Source organism: Sulfurimicrobium lacus (assembly GCF_011764585.1).
GTDB classification, from domain to species: domain Bacteria; phylum Pseudomonadota; class Gammaproteobacteria; order Burkholderiales; family Sulfuricellaceae; genus Sulfurimicrobium; species Sulfurimicrobium lacus.
Genome location: NZ_AP022853.1, coordinates 1,778,236 through 1,795,646 on the forward strand (window position 1 = coordinate 1,778,236; position 17,411 = coordinate 1,795,646).

A 17,411-nucleotide genomic window follows, 5' to 3' on the forward strand; every position below is an offset into this window, starting at 1 on the left:
ATGACTGATTCGTCCCTCCATCCTTCCATCGTGGCGCTGGTGTCGCTCGCCGCCAACATCGCCGCCAACCACCCCAAACAGGGCCTGTGCCAGGTGGACAAGCTGAAACAGTACGGCGTGGCGCAGGCGCAGATCGACGCGGTGGTCGAAATCGCCCGCCACATCCGCGACGAGGCGGCGCAAGCGCTGGACGCGAGCTTCGACGAAGCGTGCCGCAGGGAAAACGCCAACGCCAGCCTGGCCGCCATCGGCATCGCGCAGGGCGCCTGCTGCACGCCGACGAAATCCGGCCAGTCCTGCTGCTGATTCGGGAAAAACAATTGAACCACGGAATACACGGAACACACGGAGAAAGTCGGGCTTTTTCCGTGTATTCCGTGGTAAATGTCTGTTGTTGAAAGGAAACTGAAATGCAAAACGTAAAACATGACGAAATACGCCAGGCAGTGCGCGAAAACTACGGCGCGGTGGCCCGTGCCGATGGCGCTTGCGGCTGTGGCCCGGCGTGCTGCACGCCAAGCGAATTGCCGGCCGCAGACATCCTGTCGCGCGGCATCGGCTACAGCGCAAGCGAAGTGAGCGCGGTGCCGGAAGGCGCCAATCTGGGCCTGGGCTGCGGCAACCCCCAGGCCATCGCCGCGCTGAAACCCGGCGAAACCGTGCTCGACCTGGGCAGCGGGGCGGGCTTCGACTGCTTCCTCGCGGCGCGCCAGGTGGGCGACGGCGGCCGGGTCATCGGCGTGGACATGACGCCGGACATGGTGTCCAAGGCACGCGCCAACGCGGCCAAGGGCGGCTACGCCAACACCGAATTCCGTCTCGGCGAGATCGAGTACCTGCCGGTGGCCGACGCCACGGTGGACGTGATCATCTCCAACTGCGTCATCAACCTTTCGCCCGACAAGGCCCAGGTGTTCCGCGATGCCTTCCGCGTGCTGAAGAACGGCGGCCGTCTGGCGCTGTCCGACATCGTCACCACCGCGCCGCTGCCGGAAGAAGCGCGGCGCGACCTGGCGCTGTACACTGGCTGCATCGCCGGCGCGGCGGCGGCAGAAGAAATCGAGCAGATGCTGGCGGCGGCGGGCTTTGCCGACATCCGCATCGAGGCCAAGGATGCCAGCCGCGAATTCATCCGGCAGTGGGCGCCGGGTCGGGGCGTGGAGGCTTACGTTTGCTCCGCGAACATCGAAGCGGTCAAGCCCTGATGATTACGCTATTCCAAACAGGAGTGCGAGCCATGCAAATAAGAACCGATGTTATGTGGGGTGCGTTGGCCATTGCGTTGTGCGTGGTCGCCGCACCGGCGCATGCCCAGAGTGATGGAGAACAGCCCCAGGGGGCGTCCGAGAAACGCGAGCTGATTTACTGTGCGGATTTGATGACCCACGAGGAGCGCGAAGCTTATCGCGCCAAAATGCGTGCCGCGCGTACTCACGAGGAGAAGGCGACCCTGCGCCGAGCCCACCAGCAGGATATGCAGGCACGCGCCCGGCAGCGAGGCAGCGACGCGGAGCAGTGCATACCTCTGCGCCAGCGCTATCGTGGAGGCCGAAACCAATGAAAGCAAGCGGAATGAGTTTGCAATGGGGACTTGCGCTGCTGGTGCTCGCCGCCCTGGCGACGGCGGGCTGTTCGGCCACCAGTTCAAGCAGCGGCGACGCCCTGCGAGGCGAGCAGGTCCATGCGGTATGCCTCGACTGTCATGGCACTGGCGTGTACACCTCTGCGGAACGCAAAATCAAGTCGCTGCCGGCGCTGCAAAAGGAAGTGACACGCTGGGGCGACTATTACGACCCGGCGCTATCGGCAAAGGATAACGAGGATGTGGTCGCTTACCTGAATACGCACTATTACAAATTCTGACCATCGCCTGCCAAGGTTTAACCAATTTATCAGAGGAAAACTGCAATGAAAGAGATCAAGGTATTGGGTACAGGCTGCGCCAACTGCAACGCAACCACGAAGCTGATCGAGGACGCAGCCAAAGCCAAAGGCGTGGCGATCAAACTGGAGAAAGTCGAGGACATGGCAGCCATTCTTGGCTATGGCGTGATGTCCACGCCGGGCGTGGTGATCGACGGCAAGGTGGTGCATGCCGGCGGCGTGCCGAGCAAGGCGAAGATCGAGGAATGGCTGGGCGGCAAGGAAGCCTGCTGCGGTTGTTGCGGCAAGGAATAGATCGTATGAAGAAGACTGTCCTGATCCTGTGCACCGGCAACTCCTGCCGCAGCCAGATGGCGGAAGTTCTCGTCAACCACGACCTTGGCCCTGACGTGCGCGCGCTGTCCGCCGGCACCCGTCCCCAGCCCAAGGTGGCCGATGGCGCCATCGAAGCGCTGAAACTCGGCGGCATGGCTACGGATGGCCTTTACCCCAAGGACGTGGACGCGGTGATGAACGAAGCCATCGACCTGGTGGTGACGGTGTGCGACAACGCCAAAGAGTCCTGCCCCATCTTCCCCAAGCCAATTCCCGCGATCCACATGCCGTTCCATGATCCCCACGGCGAGCCGATCGAAAGCTTCGTCAGGGTGCGGGACGAGATTCGCGCCGTGCTGATTCCGGAACTGAAGCAGCGCTTCGGCGTGTCCGAATGATGCTGTCGGGAAAAGTTGGACATCGAATTTGCCCGGCGCTATTCTTTAGCCCGGGAGATGGCATGCCTCCCTGAGTTTCCGCTCCGAACCGCCCGGACGTGCTGATGATGCCAGGCAAACACCCTGCACGGGGGGCGGAAAACCGATGGGAGATGCATGATGAACGAAGGCTCCTCAACCTGTCCGTTCTGTCACCCCGATGGCAGCCTGTTCGAGAACGAGCTGGCCTATGCCTGCCCCGACCGGTTCCCGGTCAATCCCGGCCACCTGCTGGTCATTCCCAAGCGCCACGTCGCCGATTTTTTCCTGACCACCAAGGAGGAGAGGGCCGCGCTGCAATCGCTGCTCGATGTGGCGAAGCGTCATCTTGACGGCAAATATGCTCCCTCCGGTTACAACATTGGTATCAACGTGGGTGTGGCGCGGGGATGAGTAAATACCATGCTTAAAGCCGTTCTCGCATTACCCCGCACCGTCTGGCTGCTGGGCCTGGTGAGCCTGTTCAACGACACTACCAGCGAACTGGTCTATCCCTTGGTGCCGCTGTTTCTCGCCTCGGTGCTGATGGCGGGCCCCAAGGCGCTTGGCCTGATCGAGGGCGTCGCGGAGGCCACCGCCAGCCTGCTGAAACTTTTTTCCGGCGTGCTCATGGATAAACGGGGGCACGCCAAGGGCTGGGTGGCGGGCGGCTATGGACTGGCAGCAATCTCGCGGCCGCTGTTCTACCTGGCGTCGAGCTGGCCTATGGTGCTGGCGCTGCGCTTCGCCGACCGGGTGGGAAAAGGCCTGCGCACCTCGCCCCGCGACGCGCTGCTGGCCGGTGCGGTGGACGAAGGCCGCCGGGGTTTGGCGTTCGGCCTGCACCGGGCCATGGACAACGCCGGCGCGGTAATCGGGCCGCTTCTTGCAGCCTGGCTGCTGGCGCGGGGGGTGCCGATCAAGGACGTGTTCCTGTGGTCCATCGTGCCGGGCATCATCACCGTCGTACTGGCCTTGGGCGTCAAGGAACCGCCAGTAGTTCCGGCAACCCAGCGCCCGGTATTTTCGTGGAAGCTGGACAGCTTCCCGCCCGCCTTCAAGCGCTATTTAGCGGTGCTGGCGCTGTTCACGCTGGGCAATTCGTCCAACATGTTCCTGCTGCTGCGCGCCAAGGAACTCGGCCTGCCGGATTACCAGGTGCCATTGTTGTGGGCGCTGACTTCGGGGGTGGCGATGGTCTTTTCCACGCCGCTTTCCGCCCTGTCCGACCGCCTTGGCCGGGTGCGGCTGATTCTCGCCGGATGGGCGGTGTATGGCCTGTTCTATCTGCTGCTCGGCATCAACGGTTTTCACGCCCTGCTGCTGTGGCCGCTGTTTGCATTCTACGGCCTGTTCCTCGCCGCGACGGAAGGCGCCGAGAAAGCCCTGGTGGCCGACCTTGCCCCACGCGACAAGCTCGGTACGGCCTACGGCTGGTTCAACCTCACTGCCGGAGCGATGCTGTTGCCCGCATCGCTGATATTCGGCTGGCTGTGGCAGGGCGTTGCCGTCGAGGCCGCATTTGCTTTTTCCGCCTGTTGCGCGCTGGCGGCGGCCTTGTTGTTGAAATCATGGGTGATGCGTCCCACGCCATAATTCAGTCATCCATTGTTGTTATGCTGGCGGAGATGTCAGCACCGGTTTGTTCTTTTTGAAAAACAAATAAGGAGAAGCACCATGTACACCAAGATCGAACGCATCCATGCCCGCGAAATCCTCGATTCACGCGGCAATCCCACCGTCGAGGTGGAAGTCTCCCTGGTCGGCGGCGCCTTCGCTCGCGCAGGGGTGCCTTCCGGCGCCTCCACCGGCGTGCACGAGGCGCTGGAACTGCGCGACGGCGACAAGAGCCGTTACGGCGGTAAGGGCGTGAAGAAGGCGGTCGGCCACGTCAACAACGAGATCGCGGCAGCCCTCATCGGCATGGACGCGCTCGACCAGGGCGCGGTGGACCGCGCCATGATCGAACTGGACGGCACGCCCCACAAGGAAAAATTCGGCGCCAACGCCATCCTCGGCGTGAGCATGGCGGTGGCGCGCGCGGCGGCGGACGCCTGCGACCTGCCGCTGTTCCGTTACCTCGGCGGCGCGGCGGCAAACCGCATGCCGGTGCCGATGTTCAACATCCTCAACGGCGGCGCGCACGCCAACTGGCAGGGCACCGACCTGCAGGAGTTCATGATCGCCCCGGTGGGCGCGCCCAATTTTGCCGAGGCCTTGCGCTGGGGCAGCGAGGTTTACCATTCCCTCAAGAAAGTACTCAAGGACGGCGGCTACTCCACCGGCGTGGGCGACGAGGGCGGCTTCGCGCCGGTGCTGAAGCGCAACTCGGACGCCATGGACCTGATCGTTCAGGCCATCGAAAAGGCCGGCTACCGCCCTGGCGACGACGTGGTGATCGCCCTCGACCCCGCCTCCAGCGGATTTTACGAGGACGGCCTGTATAACCTGCGCACCGAGGGACGCAAGGTGGATGCCGCGGAAATGGTGGCCATGTACGCCGACTGGGCGAAGAAATATCCCTTCCTGGTGCTGGAAGACGGCCTCGCGGAAGACGACTGGGAAGGCTGGAAGCTGCTCAACCGCGAGCTGGGCGGCAAGCTCGAACTGGTGGGGGACGACCTGTTCGTCACCAACGTCGAGCGCATCCAGCGCGGCATCGAGGAAAACGCGGCCAACGCGGTGCTGATCAAGCTCAACCAGATCGGCACGCTGACCGAGACCGTGGCGGCGGTGCAACTGGCCTACGGCGCCAACTGGGGCGCGATGGTGTCGCACCGCAGCGGCGAGACGGTGGACAGCTTCATCGCCGACCTCACCGTGGCGCTCGGCACCGGCCACCTCAAGACCGGTGCGCCATGCCGCGCCGAGCGCGTGGAGAAATACAACCAGCTGATGCGCATCGAGGAATATCTCGGCGCGTCGGCGGTGTATGCGGGGCGCAAGGCGTTCGTGCGTTGAGCGAAGCTTTCGATTTCGTCGCGGCCCGTTCCATGGAGATGGAAAAGGGGCAGACGATTTTCCGCTTCGGCGACGAAGTGGATGCGGTCTATCGCGTGCTGGAAGGCGAAGTGCGTCTCACGCGCTTCGCCCCGGAAGGCGCCGAGATCGTTTTGTACCGCGCGCGCAAAGGCGAGTTCTTCGCCGAAGCCAGCCTGTTCGCCAGCCGCTACCATTGCGACGCGATTTGTACCCACCCCGGGCGTTATCTGCGTTTGCCGGCCGACGTTTTGCGCCAGCGTCTGGCCAATGACGCGGATTTTGCCCTGGAGTGGATCGCCACGCTGTCGCGCAGCCTGCGCCAGCAACGGGCCGCCCAGGAAAGGCTGAGCCTGAAAAGCCTGCGCATGCGCGTGATCCACTACATCGTGGATCGGGGTGAAGCGGGCAGGGTGGAACTGGACCAGCCCGTCAACCGCTGGGCGACGGAACTGGGCGCGAGCCATGAAGCGCTATATCGCACCCTGGCCGAAATGGAACGGGAAGGCGAGCTGCAACGGCAGGGGCAGATTTTGACATTGCTGCATTCCAAAAACGACATTCGGCTATGATCTAGATCATATTGAATTTCCATCGTCCGGCCTATGCTGGCACAGCCATCGCTGTTGATGGTGCAGCATTACTGGAGAAAATATGAAAATTGCCGTGATTGCCCTTGCCCTGTTTGCCTCTTTCGCTGCCAACGTCTACGCCTCAGACGGCACGGTGCCCATTGCAGGCCCAAAGAATACAACTGTAGCGGATACCAGAGAAACCGTCGTTTTGCCCGGATTCGAACGCGACAAGATATTGGCGAGCATGCGCCGATTTCTCAAGGGAACTCAGCAAGTAATTGAGGGGCTTGCCTCGAACGATATGAAGATGGTTGCACAGGGCGCTCGATCAACGAGCCCGCAGCCACTCAGTAAAGCTTCGCTTAAAGCTAGGGAAAATTGCCCCAAGGGATGTAACGAACTGTGCGAAGCAATGCATGGCGGATTCGACAGCATTGCTGCTGAAGCCGAGGCAGGCAAGAACAAGCAGGTGATTCTGGAAAAGCTGAGTGGAACTTTGCAACGGTGTACGGCTTGCCACGATACTTATCGCTATGACATGCGCGCTGGCAATGAGTTGCCAGCGCTGGAGAAACCATGAAAAACGGCATCATAATGGTCCCTGCGCTGCGCATTACCGAATATTGATAACGGGAGCCGACGGGAACCGTCCCGCCGGCATTCTGCGATTCTGGTTTTATAGGTCATTCCATGGGCAAGATTTTCGAGTTTGGCGAAGCGCTGGACGGTTACACCGTGCCGGTGCTCAACGAGCGCGAGGTGCGGGCGAGCGCCGGCATCCTGTTCTTCTTCGCCCTGGTATCCTTCATGAATGCCTGGCTGGTCGGCGACTTCCGCTTGACCCGGGTTTTTGTGGCGGCCTTCCTGATCGATTTCACCATACGCATCTTCATCAATCCCAAATACGCGCCCAGCCTCATCCTCGGACGCTTCGCCGTGAGATGGCAAACGCCCGAATATGTCGGTGCGCCGCAGAAACGCTTTGCCTGGAGCATCGGCTGGGCATTAGCGCTGACCATGCTGTATCTGGTGGTACTCAACCGCATCATCGGCCCGATCAACCTGATCGTCTGCTCCACCTGCCTAGTCTTGCTGTTCTTCGAGGCGGCGTTCGGCATCTGCCTCGGCTGCAAAATCTATAATCTGTTTGCCCGGCAACAGGCGCAGCACTGCCCCGGCGGCACATGCGACGTACGGAGTTCATTACCCATCGGGGTCGCGCAGTCAGTTGTGACTGCACTGTTTTTAGTGGCACTGTTTTTCCTCGGCAAAACTTTGCTGAACGATCCGCGAGATATCCGTTTCCTGGAAAAGAATGCCACACCTTCAACCGCGCCGACTCAGTCCGGCTCGGACAGCGGCGATTGCACGCCACCTGACTGGGCCGTTGCCATGGGCCACGCCGAGCAATGGAAGCTGCATCACAACTGCAAATGAGCAAAAGGGAAGCCAGGCCATGACGACACGCAGACATTTCATCCTTTTCATCGCCGCCACCATGCTGACGATTGCCAGCGGCGTTTCCCAGGCAGCGCAGCCAAGCGTCGAAATCGTCGCCATGGCGCACCCGCCCGTTCAAAGCGCGCTCAAACCGCTGCGCGAATGGCTGGCCAAACAGGGCGGCAAACTGCAAGTGGCCGAGATTGACGCCGAAAGCCCCCAGGGTGTGAAGCGGCTTGCCAGTATTGGCCTTGCGGGGCATGTCCCGATTGCGATTCTGATCGACGGCAAGCAGCAATATCGGCGCAAGGACGGCAGCATGGTGACATTCGTGAATTTTCCCGCAGTCAAGGAAAGCCCGCCGGGAGCGCGGGGCGATTGGCAAATCACCGATGTGCAAGCCGCCATCACGGAAAGGCTGAACAAACCATGAGCCTGATACGCGCGGAAAATTCAGAGTTCGGCGAGAAGCAGAATCTGCGCCGGGTGAGCTGTTTGCTCGCCTGTATTTTTAACCATTAATCGGAAATTTGGAAAGGACTTCAAATAATGCGGATCGTCTTGTTATTCCTGCTTCAGTTCGGCTTGTCGGCATGGGGAAATGCCTGGGCGCTTTCACTCTCGCCCGTGCCGGTAGCGCCGAATGTCTACGCCTTCATCGGCGACACGGGAATGCGCAGCGTCGAGAACGAGGGCATGAACGCCAACAGCGGCTTCGTCGTCACCGATGAAGGCGTGGTGGTGATCGACAGCGGATCCACGTGGCAGGTGGCGAAGGAAATCCATCGCGCTATCAGAGCGGTGACCAGACAGCCGGTGAAAATAGTCGTCAATACCGGTGGCCAGGACCACCGCTGGCTGGGCAACGGCTACTTTAAATCCATCGGCGCCGAGATCATCGCCGCCCGGCCGGCTCTGGCCGATATGCAGGCGCGCGGCGCGATGCAACTGGACGGCCTGAGTCAGACCCTGGGCGAGAAAGCGGCGGGAACGCAGCCGGTTTACCCCGACCGCTTGTTCGACCAGTCCGAAACCCTGCGCCTGGGCGGGCAAGAAATCCAGTTGCTGTATTTCCACGGCGGTCACACGCCGGGCGACAGCGTGGTGTGGCTACCTAAGCAAGGCGTGCTGTTTTCCGGCGATTTGGTGTTCGTTGACCGGTTGCTCGGGGTGCTGCCTTTCAGCAGCGCGACCGACTGGCTGGCCTCTTTCAACGTGATGGAAAAGCTGGGGCCGAAGACCATCGTTCCCGGCCACGGCCAGGTCTGCGATCTTGATCGGGCGCGTCGCGATACCGGCGATTACCTGCGCCTGCTCATCACGCACATGAAGCAGGCAGTGGATAAAGGCATCGCTTTGCAGGAAGCCATCGACAGCCTGGATCAGAGCGCTTTCAGCCGCCTGGCCAACTTCGATCTGCTAAAGGGCGGAAATGCCAGCCGCGTCTATCTGGAGATGGAGAGCCAATGAGAGCTCTTTACTGCTGTTCACTGCTGGTACTGGCTCTCGCTTCGGCTTCCGTGCGGGCGGATATCGACCACCCGGCTGATACCAGGATCAATCTCGATTGACGGTTCAGGAGCGTGCCGAATTTCTGGCTGAAATGAGGCAAATGCTGGCCAGCGTTCAAGGCATCATGCAGGGGATCGGCGAATCCGACCGTGGCAGGATTGCAGAGTCCGCTCGCCTGTCTGGCAATCGGATGGCGCGTGCCACTCCGAATACGGTGCGTGCCAGGTTGCCGCAGTCCTTCAAGGATATCGGCGGCCCAACCCACATGATGTTCGAGGAACTGGCCGTCCGCGCGGAAACAGACGAAATGGACATGATAGCCCGCGATGCCGGGAAGCTGATGAATCAATGCATGACCTGCCATGCCACGTTCCGGGTTCAATAGCCGGGCAAAGATGCAAATGGACTGGCTGAGTGTTTCCTTCCCTGTTTCCGGCGTTCATACCTGGCTGTGGCTGCCGCCCCTGGTGGCCTTCGTGCTCTCGTTTTTCTGCTCCATGGTCGGCATCTCCGGTGCCTTTCTGCTGATGCCGTTCCAGATGAGCGCGCTGGGTTTCGCCGGTCCCTCCGCCAGCGCCACCAACCTGGTGTTCAACCTGTTCGCCACGCCCGGTGGCGTGTGGCGCTATGTGCGCGAAGGGCGGATGTTCTGGGCGCTGGCGGGGCTCATCACCCTGGGCTCGTTGCCCGGCATCGTGCTGGGGTTCTATCTGCGCGTCCTGTATTTGCCGGACGCGGCACGCTTCAAACTGTTCGTCGGCGTGGTCTTGTTGCTTCTGAGCTGGCGTTTGCTGGCCGAATTCGTGCCGTGGAAATCTACAAGGCAGCAAGCCGCCACTATTGCTTCGTCCCCGGACATGAGCCTGCGCATCCGGCATGCCGGATTAAAGCGGGTGACATTCGTCTTCCAGGGCGAGGAGCACGGATTCAGCACCTTCGCCATGCTGGCCCTCGCCTTCGTGGTGGGCATCATCGGCGGCACCTACGGCATCGGCGGCGGGGCGATCATCGCGCCGTTCTGCATCGCGGTATTCCGCCTGCCGGTGCATGCGGTGGCAGGCGCGGCGCTGGCGGGGACTTTCGCTACTTCGCTTGCCGGGGTGGCGGTCTACTCCTTCCTGCCGCTGCCGGGCGGCGGGTATGCCGCACCCGACTGGTGGCTGGGCAGCCTGTTCGGCCTGGGCGGACTGGCCGGGATGTACCTGGGCGCGGCTTTCCAGCGGCATGTTCCGCAACGGGTGCTGAAAGGGGCGCTGGGCGTGCTGCTCGCCGGTTTGGGCGGGTTTAATTTGTTGTGAAAGGGGATTGCCGGCGCGGTTTTTTACCCCCAGGGCAACGTCAGGATCGCCTCAAGCCCGCCGCCCTGAGGGTTACATAGCAACAGGTCGCCACCGTGCATCCGGGCGATGTTGCGCGCGATGCCCAAGCCCAGGCCGGTGCCACCGGTATCGCGGCTGCGTGAATTTTCCAGGCGATAAAAGGGCTCGAATACCCGTTCGAGTTCGGCCTCCGGAATGCCCTGGCCTTGGTCTTGGATATGGATTTGCAGTTGTGTGTCCTGGTCGTTCACGGTGACGGTGGCGCTTTTCCCGTATTTGACGGCGTTGTCGATCAGATTTCCCAGGCATCGCTTCAGGGCCGCAGGCTTGCAGGGATAGGGCTGGGCAGCGATGCCTGACAGCCTGACTTGCTGGCCGATTTCCGCTGCGTCTGCCTGGAGACTTTCCAGCAAGGCCATGATGTCCACGGGTTGCACCGGCTCCGGGTTTTCCACGCCGCGCATGAAATCCAGGGTGGCGGAAACCAGAGACTCCATTTCCTCCAGATCCTTTACGAATTTTGTTCTGAGATCGTCGTCCTCCAGCAGTTCGGCCCGGAGCCGCAAGCGGGTGATGGGGGTTTTCAGGTCGTGCGACATGGCGGCGAGAACCCGCGTGCGTTCCCGGAGATAGCTGACCAGGCGTGATTGCATGGTGTTGAAGGCATGCGCTGCGCGACGCACTTCGGTCGGACCTGTTTCCAACAGGGGCGGGCTGTTGATGTCCTTGCCCAGCTTTTCGGCTGCGCTGGCGAGGGTGTCAAGGGGGCGTGTGGCGAGGCGCACGGCGAGCAGCGAAAGAAAAATCACTGCGGCGAACAGGATCAGCAGACTGAAAACCAGATGGGGTGGCAGGGGAAAGGCTTCACCGCTCGGGCGTGCTTCGATGGATACAAAAGTCCCGTCTTGCAGGTGTGTCTCTGCAGTGAAGGCGATTTTTTGTTGTGGTTGAAGATGCTGATCCGTTTCGGAAACCGTGACTTCGACTGAAGGGCTTTCCCCAAGCAGGTCGTGCAGCATTCCGGCGAAACCGGCGGCCTGGGCTGTGTTGTCAGGGTTCTGGGGTTCCTGGCTGGGGGAGCGGGGGGCGAGGGAAACCGATAGCGTTGAAGAATTGAGCGTTGCGCCGAGCTTTTGCCGCTCGGCGGGGGACAGTGAATTCAGCAGCCGGATGGTGTCGGCAATGCGTTGCGCCGCCTCCAGGCTGTTCGAGCGAAACAGCAAACGATCGCGCTCGCGCAAGTGGAAAGAAACGTTGAACGATTGCACCAGAATCAGGCCGCCGAGCAGGATCAGAACCATGCGGCTGAAGAGGGATTGAGGCAACAGTCGCATCATTTTCCCGTTTCCACCTGTACCGCCAGGACGTAGCCCTCACACCGCACCGTCTTGATGAGGGCGGGTTCCTTGGCATCGTCGGCCAGGCGGTGGCGGAGCCGGCTCACCTGAACGTCGATGCTTCTTTCGAAAGGATCCGTTTCCCGTCCCCGCATCATGTCCATGAGTTGATCCCGGCTGAGAACCCGGTTGGGGTGATTGAGGAATATCCGCAACAGGCGGAATTCGGAACCGCTCAGCGGAACCACCACCCCTTGCGGCGAGACCAGTTGGCGCGAGACGGTGTCAAGCTCCCATCCGGCAAAGCTAACCCGGGCCGCATCGCCGGCTTCCATGTTTCCCGGCAAGGCCTTTGCCCGGCGCAGAATGCTCTTGATACGCGCCAGCAGTTCACGCGGGTTGAATGGCTTGGACAGGTAATCGTCGGCGCCCATTTCCAGGCCGAGGATGCGATCCAGATCCTCGCCACGGGCGGTGAGCATGATCACCGGGATGTCCGAGCGCGCCCGCAGATTACGGCATAGCACCAGGCCATCGTCTCCGGGCAGCATCAGGTCGAGCACGATCAAATCCACACGCCCCTTATCCAGCGCCGTCAGCATACCCTTGCCTTCCGCCACGGCGGTGGTCCGATAGCCGTTTTTCTGCAGGTAATCACCCAGCAGGCTGCGGATTTCGGCATCGTCGTCCACGATAAGAATGTGTTCAGGTGTCGTCATGGTGCGTTTATACCCTGTTAGGCCAAAGCCATGCATGGAAATTGTAAAGCAGTGTAACGACCCGGCATCTTGTCACAGTAAGTTACAAAAAAGGCCTGCCCTGACATATGCCAGTTACACCCCGGCGGTTAAATGCGCTAGCGGCTTGAGCCGGAGGGGCGCGGATTTTGCGCTCCGTTTCCATAAACAGTCATTTTCCAAAGGATGTCCTGATATGAAACCTCCCCACAATCTTGTCCTTAATTTTGTCGCATCGGCCTGGTTGTTATTCACCATGACTGGCGTGCACGCGGCTGAGCCACTCGTCTTGCAGAATGTCATGAAGGACCTTGGCAAGAACATGCAGACCATCACCGACGGCGTTTCCCGAGAAGACTGGGAACTGGTGGAGAAAACCGCGCCCCTGATCGCCGATCATCCCCAGCCGCCGATGTCTGAAAAAATGCGCATCATGGGCTTCATGGGCAGCAACATGGGCAAGTTCAAAGCTTATGACGGTGAAACGCACGATCAGGCGTTGGCCATCGGCAAGGCAGCCAGGGCCAAGGACGGCCAGGGCATCATTCTCTCCTTCCAGAAACTCCAGACCAGTTGCTACAACTGCCACAGCGAATTCCGCAAGCCGATTGTGGAGCATTTCTACGGCAAGAAAGATGCCGCCCAGTGATCCTGATTCCGTTGCCAGGAGAGTCAGAATGAAACGCGTGATCCTGACCTTCCTCATCAGCAGCACCCTTGCCCCCACAAGCCAGGCCGCCGACACGACCAACCTGATGAGCGTCTATCGCCAAGCACTCGCCTGCGATGCCGTCTTCGCCTCTGCCAGTGCGTCCTATCAAGCCGCCCGGGAAAAACTGCCGCAAGGCCTTGCGCAGTTGCTGCCCAACGTCAATTTGAGTGCCAGCACCACGTGGAACGGGCTGGATGTCTCCTACTCGGGTGCAACCTCGCTGCCCAGCGGAAAACGGGATTACAACTCCAACGCGTATACCGTTTCCCTGAATCAGCCCCTTTACCGCATCCAGAACTGGAAACAATATGAAATTGCAAAAGTCCAGGTTGGGCAGGCGGAAATGCAGCTTGCCCTCGCACAACAGGATTTGATGCTGCGCGTCGCACAAGCCTATTTCGACGTATTGCTGGCCCAGGCCAATGCCACCCTTGCGGCTGCTCAAAAGCAGGCGATCAAGGAGCAGCTGGCCCAAGCCAGGCGCAACTTCGAGGTCGGCACCGCGACCATTACCGATACCCACGAAGCCCAGGCCAGGCATGATCTGGCGGAAGCCGCCGAAATTGCCGCCAGCAACGAACTGGAAGTGAGAAAACGGGCGCTGGAAAGAATCATCGGCAAGGCGCCCGGCCCGCTCGCCGGCGTGGAAGAAAATTTCCCGCTTCTGCTGCCCGAACCCAACGACATGAATCAATGGGTGAAAACAGCGGAGCAGCAAAGCCTGCCCGTGCAGATTCAGCGTGCAACGAGCGAAATCGCCAAGCGGGAGGTGGAGCGCAATCGGGGGGCACACCAACCCACCCTCGATCTGGTCGCAAGCTATTCCGATGGATCGGCCAGCGGCAGTCTTTACGGCGTCGCCAGCGACACCCGAGCCTCCGCGATCGGGGTCCAGTTGAACTTCCCTCTTTATCAGGGCGGCAGCGTCAATTCCAGGGTCAGGGAAGCTGTCGCCAATCAGGAAAAGGCCAACCACGATCTGGAACAAACGTTGCGTCAGGCCGAGTACGCCACGCGTGAAGCCTTCCTCGGCGTCGCCAGCGGCATGGCGCAGGTCAAGGCGTACAAACAGGCTCGTATTTCCAGCCAGAGTTCACTGGACTCCTCCAGGCTGGGCATGGAAGTGGGGGTACGCACCTTCGTCGATGTGCTCAACGCGCAGCAACAACTCTTCAGCACCAGCCGCGACCTTAACAAGGCAGTCTACGATTACCTCCTCAGCCGGCTGAAACTCAAGCAGGCCAGCGGTTCCCTGAGTGAGGAAGATTTGCAGCAGCTTAACCTGCTGCTGAAATAGGCGGGGAATCGCCCGCCTTGTCACACTAAGTTACAAAAATGGCCGGTTGTGACATACGCCGTTTACACCGCCGCGGTTAAATACGCTTTGTTTAATTCAAGCAAAAATCAAAAGGAGCACTGATATGTATGGCAAGAAATGGATGCGGGTGGCCACACTGGCTTTGGGTCTCGTGAGCCTGAACGTCCTCGCTGCGCAGGATTTTTCCGCGCTGAACACGGCGGAATTGATGCAGCTGAAACCAAGCGAGATGGGTGACGAAGACCGCAATGCGTTTCGGGCTGAGATGCAGAAACGCTCCGTGAGCATGAGCGCTGCGGAACAAGAAGCGGCTCGTAATCAGATGCGCGAACAAAATAGAGGCCAGGGAGGTGGGCGGCGCATGCAAGGCGGCGGCATGGGGCGGGGGCGCTGAGCTTGAACCATATATTGATGCGCACCGGAAAATTAGCGGAAAATGACTCAACCCGGATGTTTCACACCTGGGACAAGTCTTGGGAGCAGCGATGAAAATCCCCTTTACCCTGCCACGTCAGGCCTGGTTTGCCATCTTTGCCGTTGCGCTGCTGCTGGCCCTGGGCTGGGTGGCCACCTCCAGCGGGCCGCTCGCACCGATCAAGGTGACCGTGACCAAGGTTGCCAGGGGGGAAGTGGCGCCCGCACTGTTCGGCATCGGCACGGTCGAGGCGCGGCGCGCCTATCTCATCGGGCCGACGTCCGCTGGACGGGTGAGAAGCGTGCTGGTGGATGTGGGAGACAGCGTGAAAGCAGGCCAGTTGCTGGCGGAAATGGACCCGGTGGACCTCGATGCGCGGGTGACTTCGGCCGCCGCGGCGACGGCCCGCGCGGGGAGCGCCGTGACGACGGCGCAAGCCCAGATGCGGGATGCGAAGAGCCGCCAGGCATTGGCTGCCGGCGAGGCGCGACGCTACGTCGACTTGGCGCGCCAAGGGTTCGTCAGCCAGAGCGTGGTGGATGGCAAGTTGCAGCAGCAGCAGTCCGCGGATGCCCAGCTTGCCGCCGCCGAGTCCGCTCTGACGAGCGCCCGGCAAGACCTGGCCCGACTGGATGCCGACCGCGAGGGGGCGAAGCAGCAACGGGGGAATATCCGCCTGGAGGCGCCCGCCGACGGCGTGGTGACTTCGCGTGATGCCGAGACCGGCTCCACCGTCGTGGCAGGGCAGGCGGTGCTCAAGCTGATAGACCCGGCCAGCCTGTGGGTCAAGACGCGGCTGGACCAGAGTAGATCATCCGGTTTGCAGGTGGGGCTGCCTGCCGACATCACGCTGCGCTCCAAGGCACGGGAATCCTTTGCAGGCAAGGTGGTTCGCATCGAGCCGAACAGCGACAGCGTGACCGAGGAGCGACTCGCCCAGGTGGCTTTTGATCTCATGCCGCAGGGGGTGACGAGTGGCGAAATGGCCGAGGTGACGCTGCACCCGCCTGCGCTTCGCGACGTGCTGCTGATCCCGAATGCAGCGCTGCGCCAGCGTGGCGCCAAAGCGGGTGTGTGGCTGCGCGCCGATGGACTGTTGCGTTTCGTGCCAGTGAAAACCGGCGTGGAAGGAATTGACGGCAAAATGCAGATCGTCGAGGGCGTGAAGGCGGGCGACGAGGTGGTTGTCTACAGCGAGAGCGATTTGAAGGACGACAGCCGCATCAAGGTGGTTGGTTCATTGGCTGGAAAATCCCAATGATCAGCCTGGCCGGCCGCGACATCCTGCATTCCTGGAGCAAATTCGTTCTTACCGGACTGGGGCTCGGCCTGCTCATTGGCGTCACATTTACCATGGCGGGCGTCTACCGCGGCATGGTGGACGACGCCAAGGTGCTGCTCAACAACAGCGGCGCCGATCTGTGGGTGGTGCAAAAGGACACCTTGGGTCCCTATGCCGAGTCGTCCAGCATCCACGACGATGTCTACCGCGGCATTCTCGGCATGCCCGGCGTGGCCCAGGCCGCCAATGTCACCTATCTCACCATGCAGGTGCGCAAGGGCAGCGCCGATGTGCGCGCCATGGTGGTGGGTTTCGAGCCCGGCCAGCCGGGTGAGCCGGGCTACCTGGTGGCGGGCCGGCGCGTTACCCGCAGCCATTACGAGGCGGTTGCCGATGTCAAAAGCGGTTTCGCCCTGGGCGACCGCATCAGCATCCGCCGCCACGATTACGCCGTGGTCGGACTCACCCGGCGCATGGTGTCTTCCGGCGGCGACCCGATGGTGTTCATTCCACTCATGGATGCCCAGGAAGCGCAGTTTCTCAAGGACAACGACGCCATCGTCAACGAACGCGTGCGCACCGCCGCCAATCCCGCGCTCAACCGCCCCGGCGTACCGGGCCTGCTGGACGCCGTCAACGCCTCGCAGACCAGCAACCACAATGTTAACGCGGTGCTGGTGCGGGTGGCCGAGGGCCGCTCTGCCGCGCTGGTGGGACGGGACATCGGCCGTTGGAAGCATTTGCAGGTCTTCGACCGCGCGCAGATGGACGAGATTCTGGTCGCCAAGCTGATTGCCACCTCTGCCAAGCAGATCGGCATGTTCCTGGTGATCCTGACCATCGTCAGTGCAGCCATCGTGGCTTTCATCATTTACACCATGACCCTGGGCAAGATCAGGGAGATCGCCGTGTTGAAGCTGATCGGCACCCACAATCGCACCATCGCCGGCATGATCCTGCAACAGGCGCTGGGCTTGGGCCTGATCGGTTTCGCCGTGGGCAAGATCGCCGCCACCGTGTGGGGGCCCGCTTTCCCGAAATACGTGCTGCTGCTGCCCGAGGATGCGGTGCGCGGCTTCGTCATCGTGATGGTGGTCTGCACCCTCGCCAGCACGCTGGCGATACGCGCGGCGCTCAAGGTCGATCCGGCCACGGCGATCGGGGGCTGAC

General features: G+C 61.3%; 23 protein-coding genes. 21 read left to right on the plus strand and 2 right to left on the minus strand.

Annotated features, from left to right (window positions below):
• The 16 genes from SKTS_RS08760 (at position 1) to SKTS_RS08835 (ending at position 10,419) form a co-directional block, all read left to right on the plus strand.
• Positions 1-306 (plus strand): hypothetical protein, encoded by a 306-nt coding sequence (locus SKTS_RS08760; RefSeq protein WP_173063382.1) that lies wholly within the window; start codon positions 1-3, stop codon positions 304-306.
• A 104-nt stretch (positions 307-410) separates the two neighbouring features.
• Positions 411-1,205, plus strand: coding sequence for an arsenite methyltransferase (locus SKTS_RS08765; protein ID WP_173063385.1), 795 nt, complete (start codon positions 411-413; stop codon positions 1,203-1,205).
• Between the two features lie 32 nt (positions 1,206-1,237).
• A complete protein-coding gene (locus tag SKTS_RS08770; RefSeq protein ID WP_173063388.1) occupies positions 1,238-1,561 on the plus strand; it encodes a hypothetical protein in 324 nt (107 codons plus the stop codon).
• Complete coding sequence (locus tag SKTS_RS08775; protein WP_173063391.1) at positions 1,558-1,863, plus strand: c-type cytochrome; 306 nt, start codon at positions 1,558-1,560, stop codon at positions 1,861-1,863. The genes SKTS_RS08770 and SKTS_RS08775 overlap by 4 nt, the downstream gene beginning before the upstream one ends.
• A 45-nt stretch (positions 1,864-1,908) precedes the next feature.
• Complete coding sequence (locus SKTS_RS08780; protein ID WP_173063394.1) at positions 1,909-2,178, plus strand: thioredoxin family protein; 270 nt, start codon at positions 1,909-1,911, stop codon at positions 2,176-2,178.
• Between the two features lie 5 nt (positions 2,179-2,183).
• Entirely contained in the window at positions 2,184-2,597 is a 414-nt protein-coding gene (locus SKTS_RS08785; protein WP_173063397.1) for an arsenate reductase ArsC, read from the plus strand.
• A gap of 159 nt (positions 2,598-2,756) precedes the next feature.
• On the plus strand, positions 2,757-3,029 hold the full coding sequence (locus tag SKTS_RS08790; RefSeq protein WP_173063400.1) for an HIT family protein: 273 nt from the start codon (positions 2,757-2,759) through the stop codon (positions 3,027-3,029).
• 9 nt (positions 3,030-3,038) lie between these two features.
• Positions 3,039-4,211 (plus strand): MFS transporter, encoded by a 1,173-nt coding sequence (locus tag SKTS_RS08795; protein WP_173063403.1) that lies wholly within the window; start codon positions 3,039-3,041, stop codon positions 4,209-4,211.
• An 81-nt stretch (positions 4,212-4,292) separates the two neighbouring features.
• Positions 4,293-5,576, plus strand: a complete 1,284-nt coding sequence (gene eno / locus SKTS_RS08800; protein WP_173063406.1) for a phosphopyruvate hydratase — start codon at positions 4,293-4,295, stop codon at positions 5,574-5,576.
• Complete coding sequence (locus tag SKTS_RS08805) at positions 5,573-6,166, plus strand: Crp/Fnr family transcriptional regulator (protein ID WP_173063409.1); 594 nt, start codon at positions 5,573-5,575, stop codon at positions 6,164-6,166. Before eno ends, SKTS_RS08805 begins: the two co-directional genes overlap by 4 nt.
• Before the next feature lie 82 nt (positions 6,167-6,248).
• The gene (locus SKTS_RS08810) at positions 6,249-6,749 is read left to right on the plus strand and encodes a hypothetical protein (RefSeq protein ID WP_173063412.1); all 501 of its coding nucleotides are present in this window, start codon (positions 6,249-6,251) and stop codon (positions 6,747-6,749) included.
• A gap of 110 nt (positions 6,750-6,859) precedes the next feature.
• Positions 6,860-7,606, plus strand: a complete 747-nt coding sequence (locus SKTS_RS08815) for a DUF4395 domain-containing protein (protein WP_173063415.1) — start codon at positions 6,860-6,862, stop codon at positions 7,604-7,606.
• Positions 7,607-7,625: 19 nt separating this feature from the next.
• Complete coding sequence (locus SKTS_RS08820; protein ID WP_173063418.1) at positions 7,626-8,042, plus strand: hypothetical protein; 417 nt, start codon at positions 7,626-7,628, stop codon at positions 8,040-8,042.
• A gap of 128 nt (positions 8,043-8,170) precedes the next feature.
• The gene (locus SKTS_RS08825; RefSeq protein WP_244617483.1) at positions 8,171-9,079 is read left to right on the plus strand and encodes an MBL fold metallo-hydrolase; all 909 of its coding nucleotides are present in this window, start codon (positions 8,171-8,173) and stop codon (positions 9,077-9,079) included.
• Positions 9,080-9,221: 142 nt separating this feature from the next.
• Positions 9,222-9,506 (plus strand): hypothetical protein, encoded by a 285-nt coding sequence (locus SKTS_RS08830; RefSeq protein ID WP_173063425.1) that lies wholly within the window; start codon positions 9,222-9,224, stop codon positions 9,504-9,506.
• A 16-nt stretch (positions 9,507-9,522) separates the two neighbouring features.
• Positions 9,523-10,419 carry a sulfite exporter TauE/SafE family protein gene (locus SKTS_RS08835; RefSeq protein WP_173063428.1) on the plus strand — a complete coding sequence of 299 codons (897 nt, stop codon included), beginning with the start codon at positions 9,523-9,525 and terminating at the stop codon, positions 10,417-10,419.
• A 23-nt stretch (positions 10,420-10,442) separates the two neighbouring features.
• Here SKTS_RS08835 and SKTS_RS08840 read toward each other — a convergent pair whose 3' ends face one another.
• Together SKTS_RS08840 and SKTS_RS08845 are read right to left on the minus strand one after the other, a co-directional pair.
• Entirely contained in the window at positions 10,443-11,777 is a 1,335-nt protein-coding gene (locus SKTS_RS08840; RefSeq protein WP_173063431.1) for an ATP-binding protein, read from the minus strand.
• Complete coding sequence (locus SKTS_RS08845) at positions 11,774-12,496, minus strand: response regulator (RefSeq protein ID WP_173063434.1); 723 nt, start codon at positions 12,494-12,496, stop codon at positions 11,774-11,776. The genes SKTS_RS08840 and SKTS_RS08845 overlap by 4 nt, the downstream gene beginning before the upstream one ends.
• Before the next feature lie 214 nt (positions 12,497-12,710).
• Between SKTS_RS08845 and SKTS_RS08850 the strand changes: the two genes are divergently transcribed.
• From SKTS_RS08850 to SKTS_RS08870, 5 genes are all read left to right on the plus strand, one after another.
• Positions 12,711-13,163 (plus strand): cytochrome c, encoded by a 453-nt coding sequence (locus SKTS_RS08850; RefSeq protein WP_173063437.1) that lies wholly within the window; start codon positions 12,711-12,713, stop codon positions 13,161-13,163.
• 28 nt (positions 13,164-13,191) lie between these two features.
• Positions 13,192-14,523, plus strand: coding sequence for a TolC family outer membrane protein (locus SKTS_RS08855; protein ID WP_173063440.1), 1,332 nt, complete (start codon positions 13,192-13,194; stop codon positions 14,521-14,523).
• A gap of 124 nt (positions 14,524-14,647) precedes the next feature.
• Positions 14,648-14,938, plus strand: a complete 291-nt coding sequence (locus tag SKTS_RS08860) for a hypothetical protein (RefSeq protein ID WP_173063443.1) — start codon at positions 14,648-14,650, stop codon at positions 14,936-14,938.
• 91 nt (positions 14,939-15,029) lie between these two features.
• Complete coding sequence (locus SKTS_RS08865; protein ID WP_173063446.1) at positions 15,030-16,220, plus strand: efflux RND transporter periplasmic adaptor subunit; 1,191 nt, start codon at positions 15,030-15,032, stop codon at positions 16,218-16,220.
• The gene (locus tag SKTS_RS08870; protein WP_173063449.1) at positions 16,217-17,410 is read left to right on the plus strand and encodes an ABC transporter permease; all 1,194 of its coding nucleotides are present in this window, start codon (positions 16,217-16,219) and stop codon (positions 17,408-17,410) included. Before SKTS_RS08865 ends, SKTS_RS08870 begins: the two co-directional genes overlap by 4 nt.
• The last annotated feature ends 1 nt before the right edge of the window (position 17,411 follow it).

Excerpts from the sequence above, each read along its gene's own strand:
- SKTS_RS08760 (WP_173063382.1), top strand. The coding sequence starts at position 1 with ATGACTGATTCGTCCCTCCATCCTTCCATCGTGGCGCTGGTGTCGCTC.
- SKTS_RS08765 (WP_173063385.1), top strand. The coding sequence starts at position 411 with ATGCAAAACGTAAAACATGACGAAATACGCCAGGCAGTGCGCGAAAAC.
- SKTS_RS08770 (WP_173063388.1), top strand. The coding sequence starts at position 1,238 with ATGCAAATAAGAACCGATGTTATGTGGGGTGCGTTGGCCATTGCGTTG.
- SKTS_RS08775 (WP_173063391.1), top strand. The coding sequence starts at position 1,558 with ATGAAAGCAAGCGGAATGAGTTTGCAATGGGGACTTGCGCTGCTGGTG.
- SKTS_RS08780 (WP_173063394.1), top strand. The coding sequence starts at position 1,909 with ATGAAAGAGATCAAGGTATTGGGTACAGGCTGCGCCAACTGCAACGCA.
- SKTS_RS08785 (WP_173063397.1), top strand. The coding sequence starts at position 2,184 with ATGAAGAAGACTGTCCTGATCCTGTGCACCGGCAACTCCTGCCGCAGC.
- SKTS_RS08790 (WP_173063400.1), top strand. The coding sequence starts at position 2,757 with ATGAACGAAGGCTCCTCAACCTGTCCGTTCTGTCACCCCGATGGCAGC.
- SKTS_RS08795 (WP_173063403.1), top strand. The coding sequence starts at position 3,039 with ATGCTTAAAGCCGTTCTCGCATTACCCCGCACCGTCTGGCTGCTGGGC.
- eno (WP_173063406.1), top strand. The coding sequence starts at position 4,293 with ATGTACACCAAGATCGAACGCATCCATGCCCGCGAAATCCTCGATTCA.
- SKTS_RS08810 (WP_173063412.1), top strand. The coding sequence starts at position 6,249 with ATGAAAATTGCCGTGATTGCCCTTGCCCTGTTTGCCTCTTTCGCTGCC.
- SKTS_RS08815 (WP_173063415.1), top strand. The coding sequence starts at position 6,860 with ATGGGCAAGATTTTCGAGTTTGGCGAAGCGCTGGACGGTTACACCGTG.
- SKTS_RS08820 (WP_173063418.1), top strand. The coding sequence starts at position 7,626 with ATGACGACACGCAGACATTTCATCCTTTTCATCGCCGCCACCATGCTG.
- SKTS_RS08830 (WP_173063425.1), top strand. The coding sequence starts at position 9,222 with ATGCTGGCCAGCGTTCAAGGCATCATGCAGGGGATCGGCGAATCCGAC.
- SKTS_RS08835 (WP_173063428.1), top strand. The coding sequence starts at position 9,523 with ATGGACTGGCTGAGTGTTTCCTTCCCTGTTTCCGGCGTTCATACCTGG.
- SKTS_RS08840 (WP_173063431.1), bottom strand. The coding sequence starts at position 11,777 with ATGATGCGACTGTTGCCTCAATCCCTCTTCAGCCGCATGGTTCTGATC.
- SKTS_RS08845 (WP_173063434.1), bottom strand. The coding sequence starts at position 12,496 with ATGACGACACCTGAACACATTCTTATCGTGGACGACGATGCCGAAATC.
- SKTS_RS08850 (WP_173063437.1), top strand. The coding sequence starts at position 12,711 with ATGAAACCTCCCCACAATCTTGTCCTTAATTTTGTCGCATCGGCCTGG.
- SKTS_RS08855 (WP_173063440.1), top strand. The coding sequence starts at position 13,192 with ATGAAACGCGTGATCCTGACCTTCCTCATCAGCAGCACCCTTGCCCCC.
- SKTS_RS08860 (WP_173063443.1), top strand. The coding sequence starts at position 14,648 with ATGTATGGCAAGAAATGGATGCGGGTGGCCACACTGGCTTTGGGTCTC.
- SKTS_RS08865 (WP_173063446.1), top strand. The coding sequence starts at position 15,030 with ATGAAAATCCCCTTTACCCTGCCACGTCAGGCCTGGTTTGCCATCTTT.
- SKTS_RS08870 (WP_173063449.1), top strand. The coding sequence starts at position 16,217 with ATGATCAGCCTGGCCGGCCGCGACATCCTGCATTCCTGGAGCAAATTC.